Annotated in this window: 2 protein-coding genes; both read left to right on the top strand. The window is 73.4% G+C overall.

What is annotated here, in order from left to right:
* Positions 1-145 precede the first annotated feature (145 nt).
* Positions 146-15,457: a non-ribosomal peptide synthase/polyketide synthase gene (locus tag VGR37_17460; GenBank protein ID HEV2149199.1), complete on the top strand. Its 15,312-nt coding sequence runs from the start codon at positions 146-148 to the stop codon at positions 15,455-15,457.
* Positions 15,451-16,508, top strand: a 1,058-nt coding sequence (locus tag VGR37_17455) for a condensation domain-containing protein (protein HEV2149198.1), incomplete at its 3' end; no start/stop codon positions are given. The genes VGR37_17460 and VGR37_17455, both read left to right, overlap by 7 nt.

Below are 16,508 nucleotides of genomic sequence, written 5' to 3'. Positions count from 1 at the left end.
CCCGTGCGACCTCTCGCCCAGTGGCGAGGGGAGCCGTCCGGGGAGAACATGGCCCCGGCATCCGCCAGTGGTCGCAGGAATCGCATCCTGATCCACCCCGTCCCATCGTGGGACACCGCCTAGTCGAGAGACTCCCTGGCAGGCCATGCAGAACGTCGAGAACGTCTACGCTACGTCTCCGATGCAGCAGGAGATTGTCCTCCGCATCCTCCGGGTCGGCCACGACGAGTACATGCAGCAGATATGCTGGACGCTGGAGGGCGACTTCGACGTCGACGCGTTCGCGAGCGCGTGGCGTCAGACGATCCGGCGCCACCCGATTCTGCGCACCGGCTTCTTCTGGGAGGGGCTGGAGAAGCCGCTGCAGGTGGTCCGGCCATCCGCCGAGATGGAGCTGGCGGAGCACGACTGGCGCGGGCTCCCCGGGGCAGAGAGGGGGGAGGCGCTGCGGAGGCTGGAGGAGGAGGAGCGCACGCGGGCCTACGATTACGCCGCCGCGCCGCTGATGCGGCTGGCGCGGGTCCGGACGGGAGAGCGGACGCACTGCTTCGCGTGGAGTTTTCACCACCTCATCCTCGACGGATGGTCTGCAGGTCTCTGCCTGCGCGAGGTGCTGACGACCTACGGGGCGCTTTGTGGAGGGGCGAAGCCGGAGCACGGCCCCGTGAGTCCCTATGCGGCCTACCTGGAGTGGCTCGCCAGGCAGGATCCTGCCGCGGTGGAAGCACACTGGCGGGGCATCGTCGGCGACTTCGATGCACCCACCCCGCTCCCGGGGGAGCGCGCCGCGGGTGTCGTCGGCGGTGAGGAGCGGTACGGACTCGCGCTACAGACCATCCCCGGCGCGCTGACCGACAGGCTCAGGGCATTCTCACGGCGGCAGCGCGTCACCCCGAACACCCTGTTCCAGGCCGCCTGGGGTCTCCTGCTGAGCCGCTATTCGGGGGATCGTGAGGTGGTGTTCGGCTCGGTGATGGCGGGGCGCCCGGAAGACCTGCCCGGGGCGGATGCCATGCTCGGCGTCTTCATCTCCACCATCGCCACCCGGGTCCGGGTGGAGCCGGGGATGGGGATGGCGGCGTGGCTGCGCACCCTCCAGGCGGAGCAGACGGAGTCCCGGCGCTGGGGGCACGTTCCCCTCGGCCGGGTCCACGAGTGGAGCGGGATCCCGCACGGGGAGCGGCTCTTCCACTCGCTCCTCGTCTTCCAGAACCTCCCCGAGGCGCAGTTCGCCGGGGCAACGGTGGCCGGGCAGGAGCTGCGCGACCTGCGGGGCACCTCGACCGAGGACGGGCTGGGCTATGCGCTGCTGGTCGAGGTCAGGCCCGGCAGGGAGATGCAGGTGCTGGTCCGGTACGACGAGTCCCGTCTGGACGCGGCTACGGCGAGACGGCTGGCCGCCCAGATGGAGACGGTGCTGGACGCCTTCACCTGCGGCTCCGTGGACACCGTGGGGCGGGTGGCGCTCGTGGGCGAGGCGGAGCGGGAAATGGTGCTCCGGGACTGGAACGACACCGGGGCCGACTGCCCCCGCGACGTCCTTGTCCACCAGTTGATCGCGGAACGCGCCGCGGAGCGCCCGGATGCTCCGGCCGTGGTGTGTGGCCGGCGGACTCTCTCCTACGCCGAGCTGTCCGCCGCAGCCGGCCGCCTCGCCGCCAGGCTGCGCGCGCGGGGTGTGGGCCCCGAGGTCCGGGTCGCGCTGGTCCTGGACCGGTCGGCCGAACTAGCGGTGGCGGTACTGGCGGTGCTCCGGGCCGGGGGCGCCTTCGTTCCCCTCGACCCGGACTACCCGCGCGAGCGGCTCGCCTTCGTGCTGGCCGACAGCGGCGCCCGGCTGGTGCTGACGCGGGCCGGGCTCCGCTCCGCCCTCCCGGCGACCGAGGCCGAAGTTCTCTGCCTGGACGCCGGGGACTCCGCGTCCGGAGCGGACGAGTGGCTGGAGGACGTGGCCGGCGCGGAGAAGCTGGCGTACGCCATCTACACCTCGGGATCCACCGGGCGCCCCAAGGCGGCAATGGTCTCCCACCGCTCGCTGGCGGTGTACGCGCAGGCCCTGCGAGGCGGGCTGGGGCTGCTCGCCCAAGACCGCATCCTGCAGTTCGCTTCGCCCGGCTTCGACGTCATGATCGAGGAGCTCTTCCCGGCGTGGACGGCGGGCGCGGCCGTGGTCTTCCCGGAGAGGGAGCTCCTGGGCTCTCCCGCGGAGCTGCTGCAGATGGTGGAGGAGCAGGGGGTCACCGGGTTCGAGGTGCCGACGGCGTACTGGCACGAACTGGTACGGCAGCTCGCGGAGGAGGGGTGGCGGCTCCCGCCGTGCGTGCGCTTCGTCATCATCGGCGGCGAGCGGGTTCTCCCGGACCGGCTGCGCGCCTGGGTGGGTCTCGGGGTGCCACTGGTCCACGTCTACGGCCTGACCGAGACGACCGTCACCACGACCACGCTCCGGCTGGAGGTGGGAGAAGACGGGGCGCGCTGGGCCAACCTCCCCATCGGCCGGCCGGTGGAGAACGCACGCGTCTACGTCCTGGACCGCGAGGGGGAGCCGGTCCCCGCGGGCGTCACCGGGGAGCTGTACGTGGGCGGCCCGGCCGTGGGGCGGGGATACCTGGGCCGCCCGGGGCTGACCGCGGAACGCTACCTCCCCGATCCCTTCTCGGCCGAATCCGGCGCGCGTCTCTATCGCACCGGCGACCGGGCGCGCTGGCTCTTGGACGGCAGCCTGGAGTTCCTGGGGCGCTTCGACCACCAGGTCAAGATCCGCGGCTTCCGCATCGAGCCCGCGGAGGTCGAGGCGGCGCTGGCAACGCACCCCGCGGTGCGGCAGGCCGCCGTGGTGGTGCGTGAGGCCGGGGACCGGCGTCTCGCGGCATACGTCGTCCCGGTCGGGGGGCGGAGTGGGGACCCGCTCCTGATCGCGGAGCTGCGCGCGTACCTCGGGGAACGCCTCCCGGCGTACATGGTCCCCACCGTGTGGGTGGCGCTGGAGGCGCTCCCGCTCACCCGCCACGGGAAGGTCGATCTGCGCGCGCTCCCTGCAGCGGAAGGCGACCCCGCAGGCACCGCAGCGAGCCCGGCCCCCCGCGACGCGACCGAACGGACCCTCGCGGAGGTGTGGGTTGGGGTGCTCCGCTGCGGCCGCGTGGGGGTGCACGACAACTTCTTCGGGCTCGGGGGCGACTCCATCCTCGCGTTGCAGGTGGTGGCGCGAGCCCGACGCGAGGGGGTGGAACTGACTCCGCGGCAGCTCTTCGAGAACCCCACCATCGCGGCACTGGCGCGCGTGGCCCGGGCCACGGTTGCGCCCGCGGGCCGGCGGGACGGGGAGCCGGCAGCCTCGGGGGTGGTGCCGCTGGCTCCCGTGCAGCGCTGGTTCTTCGCCCAGGAGATGCCGGAGCGGCATCACTGGAACATGCCGGTCCTCCTGGAGGCGCGCGGACGGGTGGACGCTGAGCTGCTGGAGCGTGCACTGGCCGCGGTGGTGGAGCGCCACGACGCGCTGCGTGCGCGCTTCCGGGAGGACGGCGGCGCATGGGTGCAGGAGATCGCCGCAGCGGGCGACGCCGTCGTTCCCGCAGTGGTCGACCTGTCACACCTTCGCCCGGGCGAGGAGGACGCCGCATTGGAGCGTGCGGGGGCGCGGGTACAGTCCGCCCTGGACCTCACCGCCGGCCCGCTCATGCGCGCCGTCATCTTCCGCCTGGGGGCGCCCCGGGCGGACCGCCTCCTCCTAGCCGTGCACCACCTGTCCGTGGATGGTGTCTCCTGGCGCGTCCTCATGGAGGACCTGGGGGCCGCGTACAGCGGCGCGGAGGCCGCCCTTCCCCCGGAGAGCACGCCGTTTCGCGCGTGGGTGCTCCGGCTCGACGCGCATGCCCGCTCCGGCGGATTCGATGCCGAGCTCCCGTACTGGACGGACGGGGCGCGCCATGCCGCGGTCTCCCTCCCGCTCGACTACGCCGACGGCCGCGCGGCGAACACCGCAGGGACCACGCGGACGCTGACCGTCGCGCTCTCCCCCATGGAATCGGCGGCGCTCCTGCGGGACGTTCCACCCGTGTACCGGACCCAGGTGAACGACGCCCTCCTGACGGCGCTCGCGCGCGCGATGTCCGGGTGGACGGGAGGGCCGGTGCTGGTGGAGCTGGAGGGCCACGGCCGCGAGGACCTGTTCGAGGCGGTGGACCTGTCCCGCACCGTCGGATGGTTCACCACCCTCTTCCCGGTGCTCCTGGATCCCGGGAACGCTCCCTCTCCCGGGGCGGCGCTCCGTACGGTCAAGGAGCAGCTCCGGGCCGTTCCCGGCCGGGGGATCGGCTACGGGGCGCTCCGCTGGCTGGGAAGCGCTCCGGCGCGTGAGGCACTGGCGGCGCTTCCCGAGCCGGAGGTGACCTTCAACTACCTCGGGCAGGTAGAGGCGGAAGGTGGGGCCGATGCCCCGTTCGCGCTGACGCTGGATACCGCAGGCCCGGCGATCTCCCCGGCGGCGTGGCGCCCCCGGCTCCTCGAGGTCGACGCGATGGTGGAGGGAGGCTCGCTCCGCTTCGTGTGGCGCTACAGCAGGATGGCCCACCGCGAAGAGACGGTGCGGCGGCTGGCGGAGAGGGTGCTGGCGGAGCTGCGGTCGCTGATCGTCCACTGCGCGTCCGGCGACGCGGGTGGGTGCACCCCGTCCGACTTCCCCCTGGCGGGGCTCGACCAGTCGACGCTGGACCGGGTGGTGGAAGACGGGCGGGGGGTGGAGGACGTGTATCCGCTGACCCCCATGCAGGAGGGGATGCTCTTCCACTCCGTGTACGCCCCCGACGGGGGGGCATACGTGGCGCAGTACGGGTTCGCCCTGGAGGGGGAGCTGGACGCCGACGCGTTCGAACGCGCCTGGTCCCGGGTGGTGGAACGCCATCCCGCGCTGCGTTCGACGTACGTATGGGAGGGAGTGACGCGACCGCTCCAGGTGGTACGGTCGCGCGTGGCGCTCCCCTTCGAGCGGCTCGACTGGCGCGCGCTTCCGGAGGAGGAGCGCGCGGAGCGGCTGAACAGCCTGTTGGCGGAGGACCGCGCCCGCGGCTTCGACCTGGCGCGCCCGCCGCAGATGCGGCTGACGCTCATCCGCACCGGAGAGGCTGCGCACTCGCTGCTGTGGAGCTTCCACCAGATGAGCTTCGACGGGTGGAGCCTTCCGCTCGTCCTGCGGGACGTGGTCGCGCAGTACGGCGCCGGCTCCCTCGGCGAGGCCGCCACCCTCCCGGAGCCCCGCCCCTTCCGCGACTACGTTGCCCTGCTGGCCCGGCGCGACGACTCCGGGGCGGAGGGCTTCTGGCGCGAGGCCCTGGCCGGTTTTGCGGCCCCGACCCCCCTCGGGATCGACCACGCGCCCGGGAGCGCCCCCGCCGACGGGCCGGGCTACGGCCGCCACGAGCTCCTCCTGGACCCGGCCCGAACCACGTCGCTGGAGGAATTCGCCCGCGCCCACCACGTCACCCTGAACACGCTGGTGCAGGGTGCCTGGGCGCTTCTCCTCGCTCGCTACTCGGGGGACGACGACGTGCTCTTCGGGGCCACTGTTTCGGGACGTCCCGTGGAGCTGAACGGCGTCGAGGAGATGGTGGGTCTCTTCATCAACACCCTCCCCGTTCGGGTGCGGGTCGCCGCAGAGGCGTGCGTGCTCCCCTGGCTCCGTGGAGTGCAGGAGCGCCAGGCCCAGTTGCGGGAGTGGGAGCACACCCCGCTCGCCCGGGTGCTGCGCTGGAGCGAGATCGGCGCAGGTGAACAGCTCTTCGAGACCCTCCTGGTGTTCGAGAACTACCCGGTGGACGGGACGCTCGTCGGGGCGGCGGGCGGGCTCGGCCTCCGCGTGGAGAAACTCCAGGCCCTTGAGCAGGGGAACTATCCTGTCGCCCTCGCGGTCATCCCGGGAGATCGCCTGGCCTTCCGGCTCACCTACGACCGTCGCCGGGTCGGCGATGCGGCCGCGGCCCGGGTCCTGGAGCACCTGGGGGAGATCCTGGCGGAGATCGCTGCAGGGGAGGACCGGCGCCTCGGCGAACTCGCGCCCCTCTCCACCGTGGAGCAGGCGGCGATCCTGAATCACGGCAGCGGCGACGACGCAGCCCCCCCGCTGGGCCTCACCGCCGTCGCCCTCTTCGCGGACCAGGCCACCCGCGCCCCCGACGCGGTCGCCGTCCTGTGCGGCGAGCACCGGCTCACCTACGCGGAGCTGGACCGCAGATCGGGCCGCCTCGCCGCCGGGCTGCGCGTGCTGGGGGTGCACCCGGGCACCCCCGTGGGGGTGTGCCTCGAGCGCGGCATCACGAGCGTGGTGGCGCTCCTCGCGGTCTGGAGGGCCGGAGGCGTCTACGTCCCGCTGGACCCGTCGTACCCATCCGAGCGGCTCCGCTACCTCGTCGAGGACTCGCGCCTGGCCGTCGTCCTGACGGAGCGCGCGCTCGTCGCCACGCTCCCGGAGCACGCCGCCCGGGTCGTGTGCCTGGACGCCGCTCTACCTGCCTCCACCACCGCCGACGGCGGTCTCGCTCCCGCCGTCGTGGACCCGCGGAGCCTGTCGTACATCATCTACACTTCGGGCTCGACGGGCCGCCCCAAGGGGGTCCGCGTGGAGCACGGAAGCCTGGCGAACCTTCTCGTCGCCGCGCGCGCGGAGCTGGGGGTCGGTGCCGGCGACACCGTCGCCGCGCTCGCCTCCTTCTCCTTCGACATCTCCCTGCTCGAGCTCCTGGCGTCGCTCGTGGCGGGCGGGACCACGCGCGTGGTTCCCGCCGACCGGGTGGTGGACGTGGATTCGCTCGTCCGGGAGCTCGAGGGGGTGACGGTGCTGCACGCCGTCCCCGCACTGATGCGCCGGGTGGTGGACGTGTGCCGGCGGCGCGGGGGACTCGCGGCGCTCCGCCGTGTCCTGGTGGGGGGCGATCAGGTCCCGCCCGACCTGCTCACCGGGATGCGGGAGGCGTTCCCCTCGGCCGCGGTGCACGTGTTGTACGGCCCCACCGAGGGGACGGTCCTGGCGACGTCGCACCTGGTGCCCGCGGAGGGACATGTCGAGGGATACCCGATCGGTCTCCCGCTCGGTGGCGTGCGGGTCTACGTGTGCGGTTGGAACGGGGAACTGGTCCCCGCCGGGATCCCCGGTGAGCTGCTGATCGGCGGGACGGGGGTGGCCCGCGACTACCTCGGGCGCCCGGAGCTCACGGCGGAGAAGTTCGTCCCCGACCCGTTCTCCGGCCGGCCGGGAGCGCGGCTGTACCGTACGGGCGACCGGGTTAGACGCAGCGATCGAGGAACGCTGGAGTTCGTGGGGCGCGTGGACCAGCAGGTGAAGATCCGCGGCTTCCGCATCGAGCCCGGAGAAGTGGAGTTCGCGCTCCTGCGCCACCCGGCGGTGCGCGAGGCGGTCGTGGCGGTGCGCGAGGACGTCCCCGGCGAGCGCCGGCTGGTGGCGTACGTGGTGGGCGACGAAGAGGGGGCGCCGACGGCCGCCGTCCTCCGGTCGCACCTCGGCGACCGCCTGCCGGACTACATGGTCCCCACCGCCTTCGTGGCGCTGGACGCGCTCCCGGTGACGGCGCACGGGAAGGTGGACCGGCGCTCGCTCCCAGCTCCCGTGCCGCCCTCGGCGGCCGGGACGCACGTCGCCCCGCGGGGTCCGGCGGAGGAGATGATCGCGGAGATCTGGGCCGACGTCCTGGGGGTGGACCGGGTGGGCGCCCACGACGACTTCTTCGAGCTGGGGGGGCACTCGCTCCTGGCGACGCGCGCCGTCTCGCAGGTCCGCGAGGCGTTCGGGGTGGAGCTGCCGCTGCGGGCGCTCTTCGAGGCACCCACCGTGGCTGCGGCGACGGAGCGGGTGGAGGCGCTGCTCCGCGACGGCGCAGCCGTGTGCGCCCCGCCGCCCACCCGGCTCCCCCGGACCGGGCCGCTCCCGCTCTCCTTCGCGCAGCAGCGGCTCTGGGTGATCCACCAGATCGATCCGGACGACTCCGCGTATCACGTGCCCGCCGCGCTCTCGCTGCGCGGCGCGCTGGATACCCGGGCGCTGCGGCGGAGCCTGACGGAGCTGGTGCGGCGCCACGAGACCCTGCGCACCGTGTTCGCCGAGACGGCGGGGGAGCCGGTGCAGGTGGTGCTCCCCCCCGAGGAGGCGAGCCTTCCGCTGGTGGACCTCGCGGGGCTGCGGGAGGAGGAGCGGGGCGCGACGGCCGCGCGACTCGCCGCCGAGGAATCGCTGCGTCGCTTCGACCTGTCCCGGGGTCCGCTCTTCCGCAACCTCCTCCTGCGGCTCGCGGAAGCGGAGCACGTCCTCCTCTGCACGCTCCATCACGTCGTCTCCGACGCGTGGAGCATGGGCGTGCTGGTGCGCGACGTGTCCGGGCTTTATGACGCCTTCAGCCGGGGCGAGCCCTCGCCGCTGCCGCCGCTCCCGGTACAGTACGCGGACTACGCGGCCTGGCAGCGGGCGTGGCTGGCGGGCGAGGTCCTGGAGCGGCAGCTCGGCTGGTGGCGCGAGACGCTGGCCGGGGCTCCCCCCGTGCTGGAGCTACCGATCGACCGCCCGCGCCTCGCCGCCCCCACCTTCCGCGGGGCCTCGCACCGTTTCACGGTCCCGGCGTCGCGGATCGAGGCGCTGCAGGCGCTCTCGCGCCGCGAAGGGGCGACGCTGTTCATGACGCTCCTGGCCGCCTGGCAGGTTCTCCTCGCACGGTACTCCGGGCAGGAGGACTTCCTGGTGGGCACCCCCATCGCCGGGCGCACCCGGAACGAGACGGAGGGGCTGATCGGCTTCTTCGTCAACACCCTCGTCCTGCGCGGCGACCTTTCCGGCGACCCGTCGTTCCCCGCGCTCCTGGCCCGCGTCCGGGAGGCGGCGCTGGGCGCCTATGCGCACCAGGACCTCCCCTTCGAGAGGCTGGTGGAGGAGCTGGCCCCCGAGCGGAACACCGGGCGCCACCCCCTCGTCCAGGTACTCTTCGCCCTCCAGAACGCCCCCGCGCACGACCTCCGCCTCCCGGGGCTCACCCTGGAGGCGCGGGACACCCACAGCGGCGCGATCCCCTTCGACCTGACGCTGGCGGCGAGCGAGACGGCGGATGCGCTGAAGGTGGAGCTGGAGTACAGCACCGAGCTCTTCGATCCCGCTACCGCCCGGCGCCTGGCGGAGCACTTCGCGGTGCTGCTGGAGGGGATCACCATCCACCCCGAGCGGCGCGCCTGCGACCTTCCCCTCCTCACGGAGACCGAGCGCGCCAGGCTCCTGACGGAGTGGAACGCGACGGATCGCGAGTATCCGCGCGGGCGCTCTCTCCATGCGCTCTTCGCGGAGCAGGCGGCACGCACCCGGGACGCCGCGGCGGTCATCTGGAACGGGGGGGCGATGAGTTACGCCGAGCTGGACACGCGCGCCGACCGCCTCGCGCGCCAGCTGCTCGCCCGTGGAGTGCGGCCCGAGGCGCGGGTGGGGATCTGCGTGCGGCGGGGCCCCTCGATGCCGGTGGCCATCCTGGCGACGCTCAAGGCGGGCGCCGCGTACCTCCCGCTCGACCCGGAGTACCCGCCCGAGCGGCTGGGGTACCTGCTGGCCGACTCCGGCGCGTGGCTCGTCCTCACCGAGGAGGCGGTCGCGGCGCGGCTCCCCGCGACCGCGCCGGGAGTGGTGTGCCTGGACACGGAGTGGGAGCGCCTGGACGCCGCCCCCGAGGCGCCGGAACCCGCCGTCTTCCCCGAGAGCCTGGCGTACGTGATCTACACCTCGGGCTCGACGGGGCAGCCCAAGGGCGTCGCGGTTCCGCACCATTGCGTGGTGAACTTCGCCACGGACATGGCCCGGCGGCTGGGGCTCGGCCCGTCCGACCGCTTCCTCCAGTTCGCCTCGCCCGGTTTCGACGTGGTGGTGGAAGAGCTCTTCCCGGCCTGGCTCAGCGGCGCTGCCGTGGTCCTGGCCTCCGGGAACCTGCTCACCCCGCGCGAGCTGTTGCGGGTGGTGGAGGCGGAGGGGGTGACCGGCTTCGAGCTGCCCACGGCATACTGGCACGAGTGGGTCCAGGAGCTGACCCGCGGCGGGATGAAGCTCCCCGCGAGCCTTCGCTTCGTGATCGTCGGGGGTGAGCGGGTGCTCCCGGAGCGCCTGGCCGAGTGGAGCGCGCTCGGAGTACCCCTGGTCCACGTCTTCGGGCTCACGGAGACGGCGTGCACCTCCACGACGCTCCGCCTGGAGGCGGGCGACGATGGCGCGCGCTGGTCCAACCTCCCGGTGGGGACGCCGCACGGGAACGTGCGGCTGTACGTGCTGGACCCTGCCCTCCACCCCACCCCGCTCGGCGTCCCCGGTGAGCTGTTCATCGGCGGCGAGGGCGTCGCGCGCGGCTACCACGGCCAGCCGGCCCTGACGGCGAAGCGCTTCGTCCCGGACCCGTTCGGCGGTGTGCCGGGGGCACGACTCTACCGCACGGGCGACCGGGTGCGCTGGCTGGCGGACGGGAACCTGGAGTTCCAGGGTCGCATCGACCAGCAAGTCAAGATCCGCGGATTCCGGGTGGAGCCGGCGGAGGTCGAGGCCGCCCTGTCCGCCCATGCCTCGATTCGCGAGGCGGCGGTCGTCGCGTGGGACAGGGCGGGCGATCGCCTGCTGGCAGCCTACCTCGCTCCCGCCGAAGGGTACGCCGCGGGCCCCGAGGGGCTGCGCCGGACGGGGTCGGCGCGGGCCGAGCTGTGGCCGTCGCACGGCGAGTACCCGGTGTACGACGATCTCCTCTACCACGCCATGGCTCGCGACGACCGGCGAAACCAGGGCTACCGCGAGGCGCTCGCGGAGGTCGTGCGCGGCAGGGTCGCCGTGGACGTGGGCACGGGCGGCGAGTGCGTCCTCGCCCGCCTGTGCGTGGAGGCCGGCGCCCGGAAGGTGTACGCCGTCGAGGTGATGGAGGAGTCCTTCCGCAAGGCGCAGGAGACGATCCGGGACCTGGGACTGGAGGACCGGATCGAGCTGATCCACGGCGACGCCACCGCAGTGGAGCTCCCGGAGCCGGTGGACGTCTGCGTCTCGAAGCTGATCGGCTGCATCGGCAGCTCCGCGGGCGCGGTCGCCATCCTCAACCACGCTCGGCGCTGGCTGAAGCCGGGAGGGGCCATGATCCCCCGCCGCTGCGCCACGCGGATCGCGGCGGTCGCCCTCCCGGAGGAGCTGCACGCACAGCCAGCCTTCGAGGAGCTGGGGGCGCAGTACGCGGAGCGGATCTTCCGGGCCATCGGGCACCGCGACGACGTGCGCCTGTGCGTGAAGGGCTTCCCGAAGGACCACCTGCTCTCGGACGCCGCGCTCTTCGAGGACCTGGACTTCACCCGGCGCTCGGACCCCGTCCTGCGGAGCGAGCTGGAGCTGCGGATCGGGAAGGCGGGGCGGCTGGACGGGTTCCTCCTCTGGATCCAGCTCTACCCCGGCGAGCGGATGGCGGTCGATGCGCTGGAGGACGAGTGCGCCTGGCTGCCCATGTTCTTCCCGGCCTTCTATCCGGGGGTGGAGGTGGGCGTCGGGGACGTGCTGCGGGTGGAGTGCAGCGGCGTGCCGGGCGAGACCGGCACGTACCCGGACTACCATCTGCGCGGGGTGCTCGTGCGGAGCGACGGGAGCAACGAGACGTTCGCCTACGACTCCTGGCACCTGCGGCGCCCGGCCCAGCCCAACGCACTGCACCGCCGGATCGTCGCTCCCGGAGGGGTCCGGGTGCGCCCCGACGCGGACGAGCGGGTCACCGCCGACGACCTCCGCGAGCGGCTGGCTCGGGAGATCCCGTCCTACATGGTGCCCTCCGCGTTCGTCTTCCTCCCGGAGCTGCCCCTCACCGCGCACGGCAAGCTGGACCGCCGAGCGCTTCCCGAGCCCGGAGCGCCGGCACCGGGACGCGGCTACGTCGCACCCCGGACTCCCACCGAGGAGATGCTCGCCGGGATCATGGCCGAGGTGCTGGGTCTCGCCAGGGTCGGGGCGCGGGACGACTTCTTCGCGCTCGGCGGGCACTCGCTGCTGGCGACGCGCATCGTCTCGCGCGTGCGGCAGGCGTTCGGGACGGAGCTGCCGCTCCGCTCCCTGTTCGCGGCCCCGACCGTGGTCGGGCTCGCCCGACGAGTGGAGGGGTTGCTGGGCGAAGGCGCGGGGACGCACGCCCCACCGATCGTCCCCGCCCCGCGCGACCGGCCGCTCCCGCTCTCGTATGCGCAGCAGCGGCTCTGGTTTCTTCACCAGATGGACCCGGAGAGCTCGGCATACCACGTCCCGTTCGTGCTGCGGGTGCGCGGCGCGCTGGACGCCGGGGGGCTGCAGCGGGCGCTGGAGGAGGTCGTCCGCCGGCACGAGGCGCTCCGCACGGTCATCTCGTCCGACGGCGGCGATGCCGCCCAGGTGGTGCTGGAAGCCGTCCCGCCGATCCTGCGCACCGCCGACCTGCGCGCGCTCCCGGAGGACGAGCGCGAGGCGGAGCTGAGGCGGATCGCCGAGGACGAGGCGACGCGCCCCTTCGACCTCCGGCACGGGCCCCTGCTGCGCGCCCTCGCGGCGAGGTCCGGCGTCGACGCGTGGGTGCTCTTCTTCACCATGCACCACATCGTCTCCGATGGCTGGAGCATGGGGGTGCTGGTGCGCGAGACCTCGGCGCTCTACGAGGCGTTCACGCGCGGCGCGCCCTCCCCGCTCCCCGAACTGCCCGTGCAGTACGCGGACTTCGCGGTCTGGCAGCGGGGATGGCTCACCGGCGATGTGCTGGAGCGGCAGCTCGCCTGGTGGCGCGCGTCGCTGGCCGGCGCGCCGCCGGTGCTGGAGCTCCCGGCGGACCGTCCGCGGCCCGCGGTGCCGAGCTCCCGGGGCGCCCGGCACCTCTTCGCGCTCGGGACGGAGACTTCCGGGGCCCTGCGCGCCCTCTCCCGGCGGGAGGGGACGACGCTGTTCATGACGCTTCTCGCCGCCTTCCAAACCCTGCTCGCCAAGTACTCGGGACAGGACGACCTGGTCGTCGGCACTCCCATTGCCAACCGCGTCGCGCTGGAGACGGAGGGGCTGATCGGGTTCTTCGTGAACACGCTCGCGCTGCGCGGCGACCTCTCGGGCGACCCCACCTTCCGCGAGCTGCTGGGGCGCGTACGGGAGGCTACGCTCGGCGCCTACGCGCACCAGGACCTCCCCTTCGAGCGACTGGTGGAGGAGATCCAGCCCGAGCGGAGCCTGGGCCGGACACCGCTCTTCCAGGTGACCTTCACCTTCGAGGAAGGCGACCCGGAGGAGGGCGTGCGGCTGGGCGGCGTGCGGATGGAGCCGCTGGAGTGGGTGGAGGACCAGGCGAAGTGGGACCTCAGCCTGACGGTCGGGGAGGAGAGGGACGGCCTCGGCGCCGCTTTCACCTACGCCGTCGACCTGTTCGATGCCACGACCGTCGAGCGGATGGCGGGCCACCTCGGCTCGGTGCTCCGGGGGGCGCTGGCGGACCCCGGCTGCCGCCTGTCGGAACTGGAGATGCTCGGCGCGGGGGAGCGTGAGCAGGTGCTGCGCGGGTGGAACCCGGACGGGGGAGACGTCGCCGTCGACCGGCCGGTGCACGAGCTGATTGCGGAGCAGGCGGCGCGGACGCCGGAAGCCACGGCGGTCATCGCACCGGACGCGACGCTGACGTACGCCGAGCTGGATGCGCGCGCCGACGGGCTCGCCCGCGTCCTGCGCCGGATGGGCGTGGGACCGGAGAAGCGGGTCGGGCTGTGCGTGGAGCGCTCCGCGGACATGATCGTCGGGGTGCTCGGAATCCTCCGGGCCGGCGGGGGCTACGTCCCGGTGGACCCGGCGTATCCGCCCGAGCGGATCGCCTACATCCTGGCCGATAGTGAGGTGCCGGTGCTGGTCTCGCAGGCGGCGCTGGCAGGCGTGCTCCCGGAGCACGGGGCGCAGGTGGCGCTGCTGGACGCCGGTCCGTCCGGGTACACCGGGGCGGCGGCGCCGGTCGCGGTCTGCCCCGACAGCCTGGCGTACGTGATCTACACCTCTGGCTCCACCGGCCGGCCCAAGGGCGTGCGCATCGAACACCGCAGCCTGGCGAACACCCTGCTCGCCGCCCGCGCGGCCTTCGGCTTCGGCCAGGGGGACCGGATCGTTTCGCTCGCCTCGTTCGCCTTCGACATCTGGGCGTTCGAGTGCCTGCTCCCCCTGCTGTGCGGCGCCTCGGTGCAGGTGGTCCCTCGCGAGCGCGTCGTGGACCTGGAAGCGCTGGTGGAGGATCTCGAGGGTGCGACGCTGCTGCACGCCGTACCCTCGCTGATGCGGCAGCTCGTGCAGACGGCGCGCGCGCGGCGCGGGACCCTGCCGCGGCTGCGCTGCGTCTTCGTCGGCGGAGACGCCGTTCCGCCGGATCTCCTGGGCGAGATGCGAGAGGTCTTCCCCCGGGCCGACACGCACGTCCTCTACGGGCCCACGGAGGCGACGATCATCTGCGCCGCGCATCTCGCGACCGGCGAGGAGGGCGGGGGCCGGCACCTCCTCGGGCGGCCGCTGGGAAATGCACCGCTGTACGTGCTCGACGGCTCCATGACGCCGATGCCCGTGGGCGTTCCGGGCGAGCTGTGCATCGGGGGGGCGAGCGTGGGGCGCGACTACCTGGGGCGGCCGGAGCTGACGGCGGAGCGGTTCATCCCCGATCCGTTCTCCGCGCTGGCGGGCGCGCGCATGTACCGCACGGGCGACCGGGCGAGGTGGAACGCGGAAGGGACGCTGGAGTTCCTGGGGCGGGTCGACGAGCAGGTAAAGATCCGGGGCTACCGCATCGAGCCCGGCGAGGTCGAGACGACGCTGAAGTCGCACGCGAGCGTGCGCGAAGCGGTGGTGCTGGCGCGGGAGGACGCGTCCGGGGAGAGGCGGCTCGTCGGATACGTGGTGCCGGCGAGCGGGGGGATTTCGCTGGTGGAGCTGGGCGGCTGGCTCCGGGAGCGGCTCCCGGAGTACATGGTGCCCTCCGCACTGGTGGGGGTGCAAGCGCTGCCTCTGACTGCGAACGGGAAGCTGGACCGGAGTGCGCTCCCCGCGCCCGACGCGGGACCGAGCGTGGACGCGTACGTGGCGCCCCGGAATCCCACGGAGGAGGTGCTCGCGGAGATCTGGGCGGAGGTGCTGGGAGCCCGGAGGATCGGAGTGCACGACGACTTCTTCGCGCTCGGCGGGCACTCGCTCCTGGCTACCCACGTCGTCTCCCGCGTGCGGGGGGCGCTCGGGGTCGACGTCCCGCTGCGGGCAATGTTCGAGGCCCCCACCGTTGCCGAGTTCGCGCAGGTGGTGCCCCTGGGCGGCACCGCCACCACCCCCGACATCGGCCCTCGCCAGCGCGCGGGAGAGATCCTGTCGAAGATGGATGAGCTTTCCGAAGCGGACCTCGACCGGCTGCTGGGCGACCTGGCGGCAGAGGAAGAACTGGAATGGTGAACAGCACGGTGGCGGATCGCGGGGACCCGGAGGTCGAGGAAAAGCGGCGGCTCCTGGCGGAGAAGCTCCAGGATCGGGCGCGGAGGGAGAACGCCTTCCCGCTCTCGTTCGCGCAGCAGCGGCTCTGGTTCGTGCACCAGCTGGACCCATCGAGCCCTGCGTACCATATGGCGGCGGCGCTGCGGGTGCGGGGGGCACTGGACCCGGCGGTGCTCCGTCGCGTGCTCGACGAGGTGGTGCGCCGCCACGAGTCGCTGCGCACCACCTTCGGCACCATCTCGGGCCGTACCCTCCAGGTGGTGGGGGAGCCGGCCCCCGCGGCTCTCCGCGAGGTGGACCTCCGCCTGATTCGCGCCTCCAGGCGGGAAGCCGAGCTGCAGGCGCTGGTCGCCGGAGAGGCGCTGCGGCCCTTCGACCTCGCGGTCGGTCCGTTGCTGCGGACTACGGCCGTGCGGCTGGGCGAGGACAGCTGGGCGCTGCTGCTCACCATGCACCACATCGTGTCGGACGGCTGGTCGATGGGCGTGCTGGTGCGGGAGGTCTCCGCGCTCTACCAGGCGTTTTCTGAGGGTCGGGAGTCGCCGCTGGCCCCGCTCAGGGTACAGTACCCCGAGTACGCCCTCTGGCAGCGCAAGCTCCTACGGGGCGAGACGCTGCAGGCCCAGCTCGGCTGGTGGCGCGAGCAGCTGGCGGGCGCGCCGCCGCTCCTGGAGCTGCCGCTGGACCGGCCGCGTTCGCAGGTGCCGGACCCGGGCGGAAGGTCCCTTTCCGTCGAGCTGCAGCCCGACACCTCGCGGGCGCTGCGCGCGCTCTCGCAGCGGGAGGGCTCGACGCTGTTCATGACGCTGCTGGCGGCGTGGCAGCTCCTGCTGGGGCGCTACGCGGGGCAGGAGGACGTGGTGGTGGGCATGCCCATCGCGGGGCGCACGCGCGCAGAGGTGGAGGGGCTGATCGGCTTCTTCGTCAACACCCTCGTGCTGCGCGCCGACCTCTCGGGCGACCCCACCTTCCGGGAGCTGCTGGGGCGAGTGCGCGAGGCGACGCTCGGGGC

Source organism: Longimicrobiaceae bacterium (assembly GCA_035936415.1).
Classification (GTDB): Bacteria; Gemmatimonadota; Gemmatimonadetes; order Longimicrobiales; family Longimicrobiaceae; genus JAFAYN01.
Note: the sequence above shows the minus strand (reverse complement) of the source record. Positions and strands in the feature narration are given on the sequence as shown.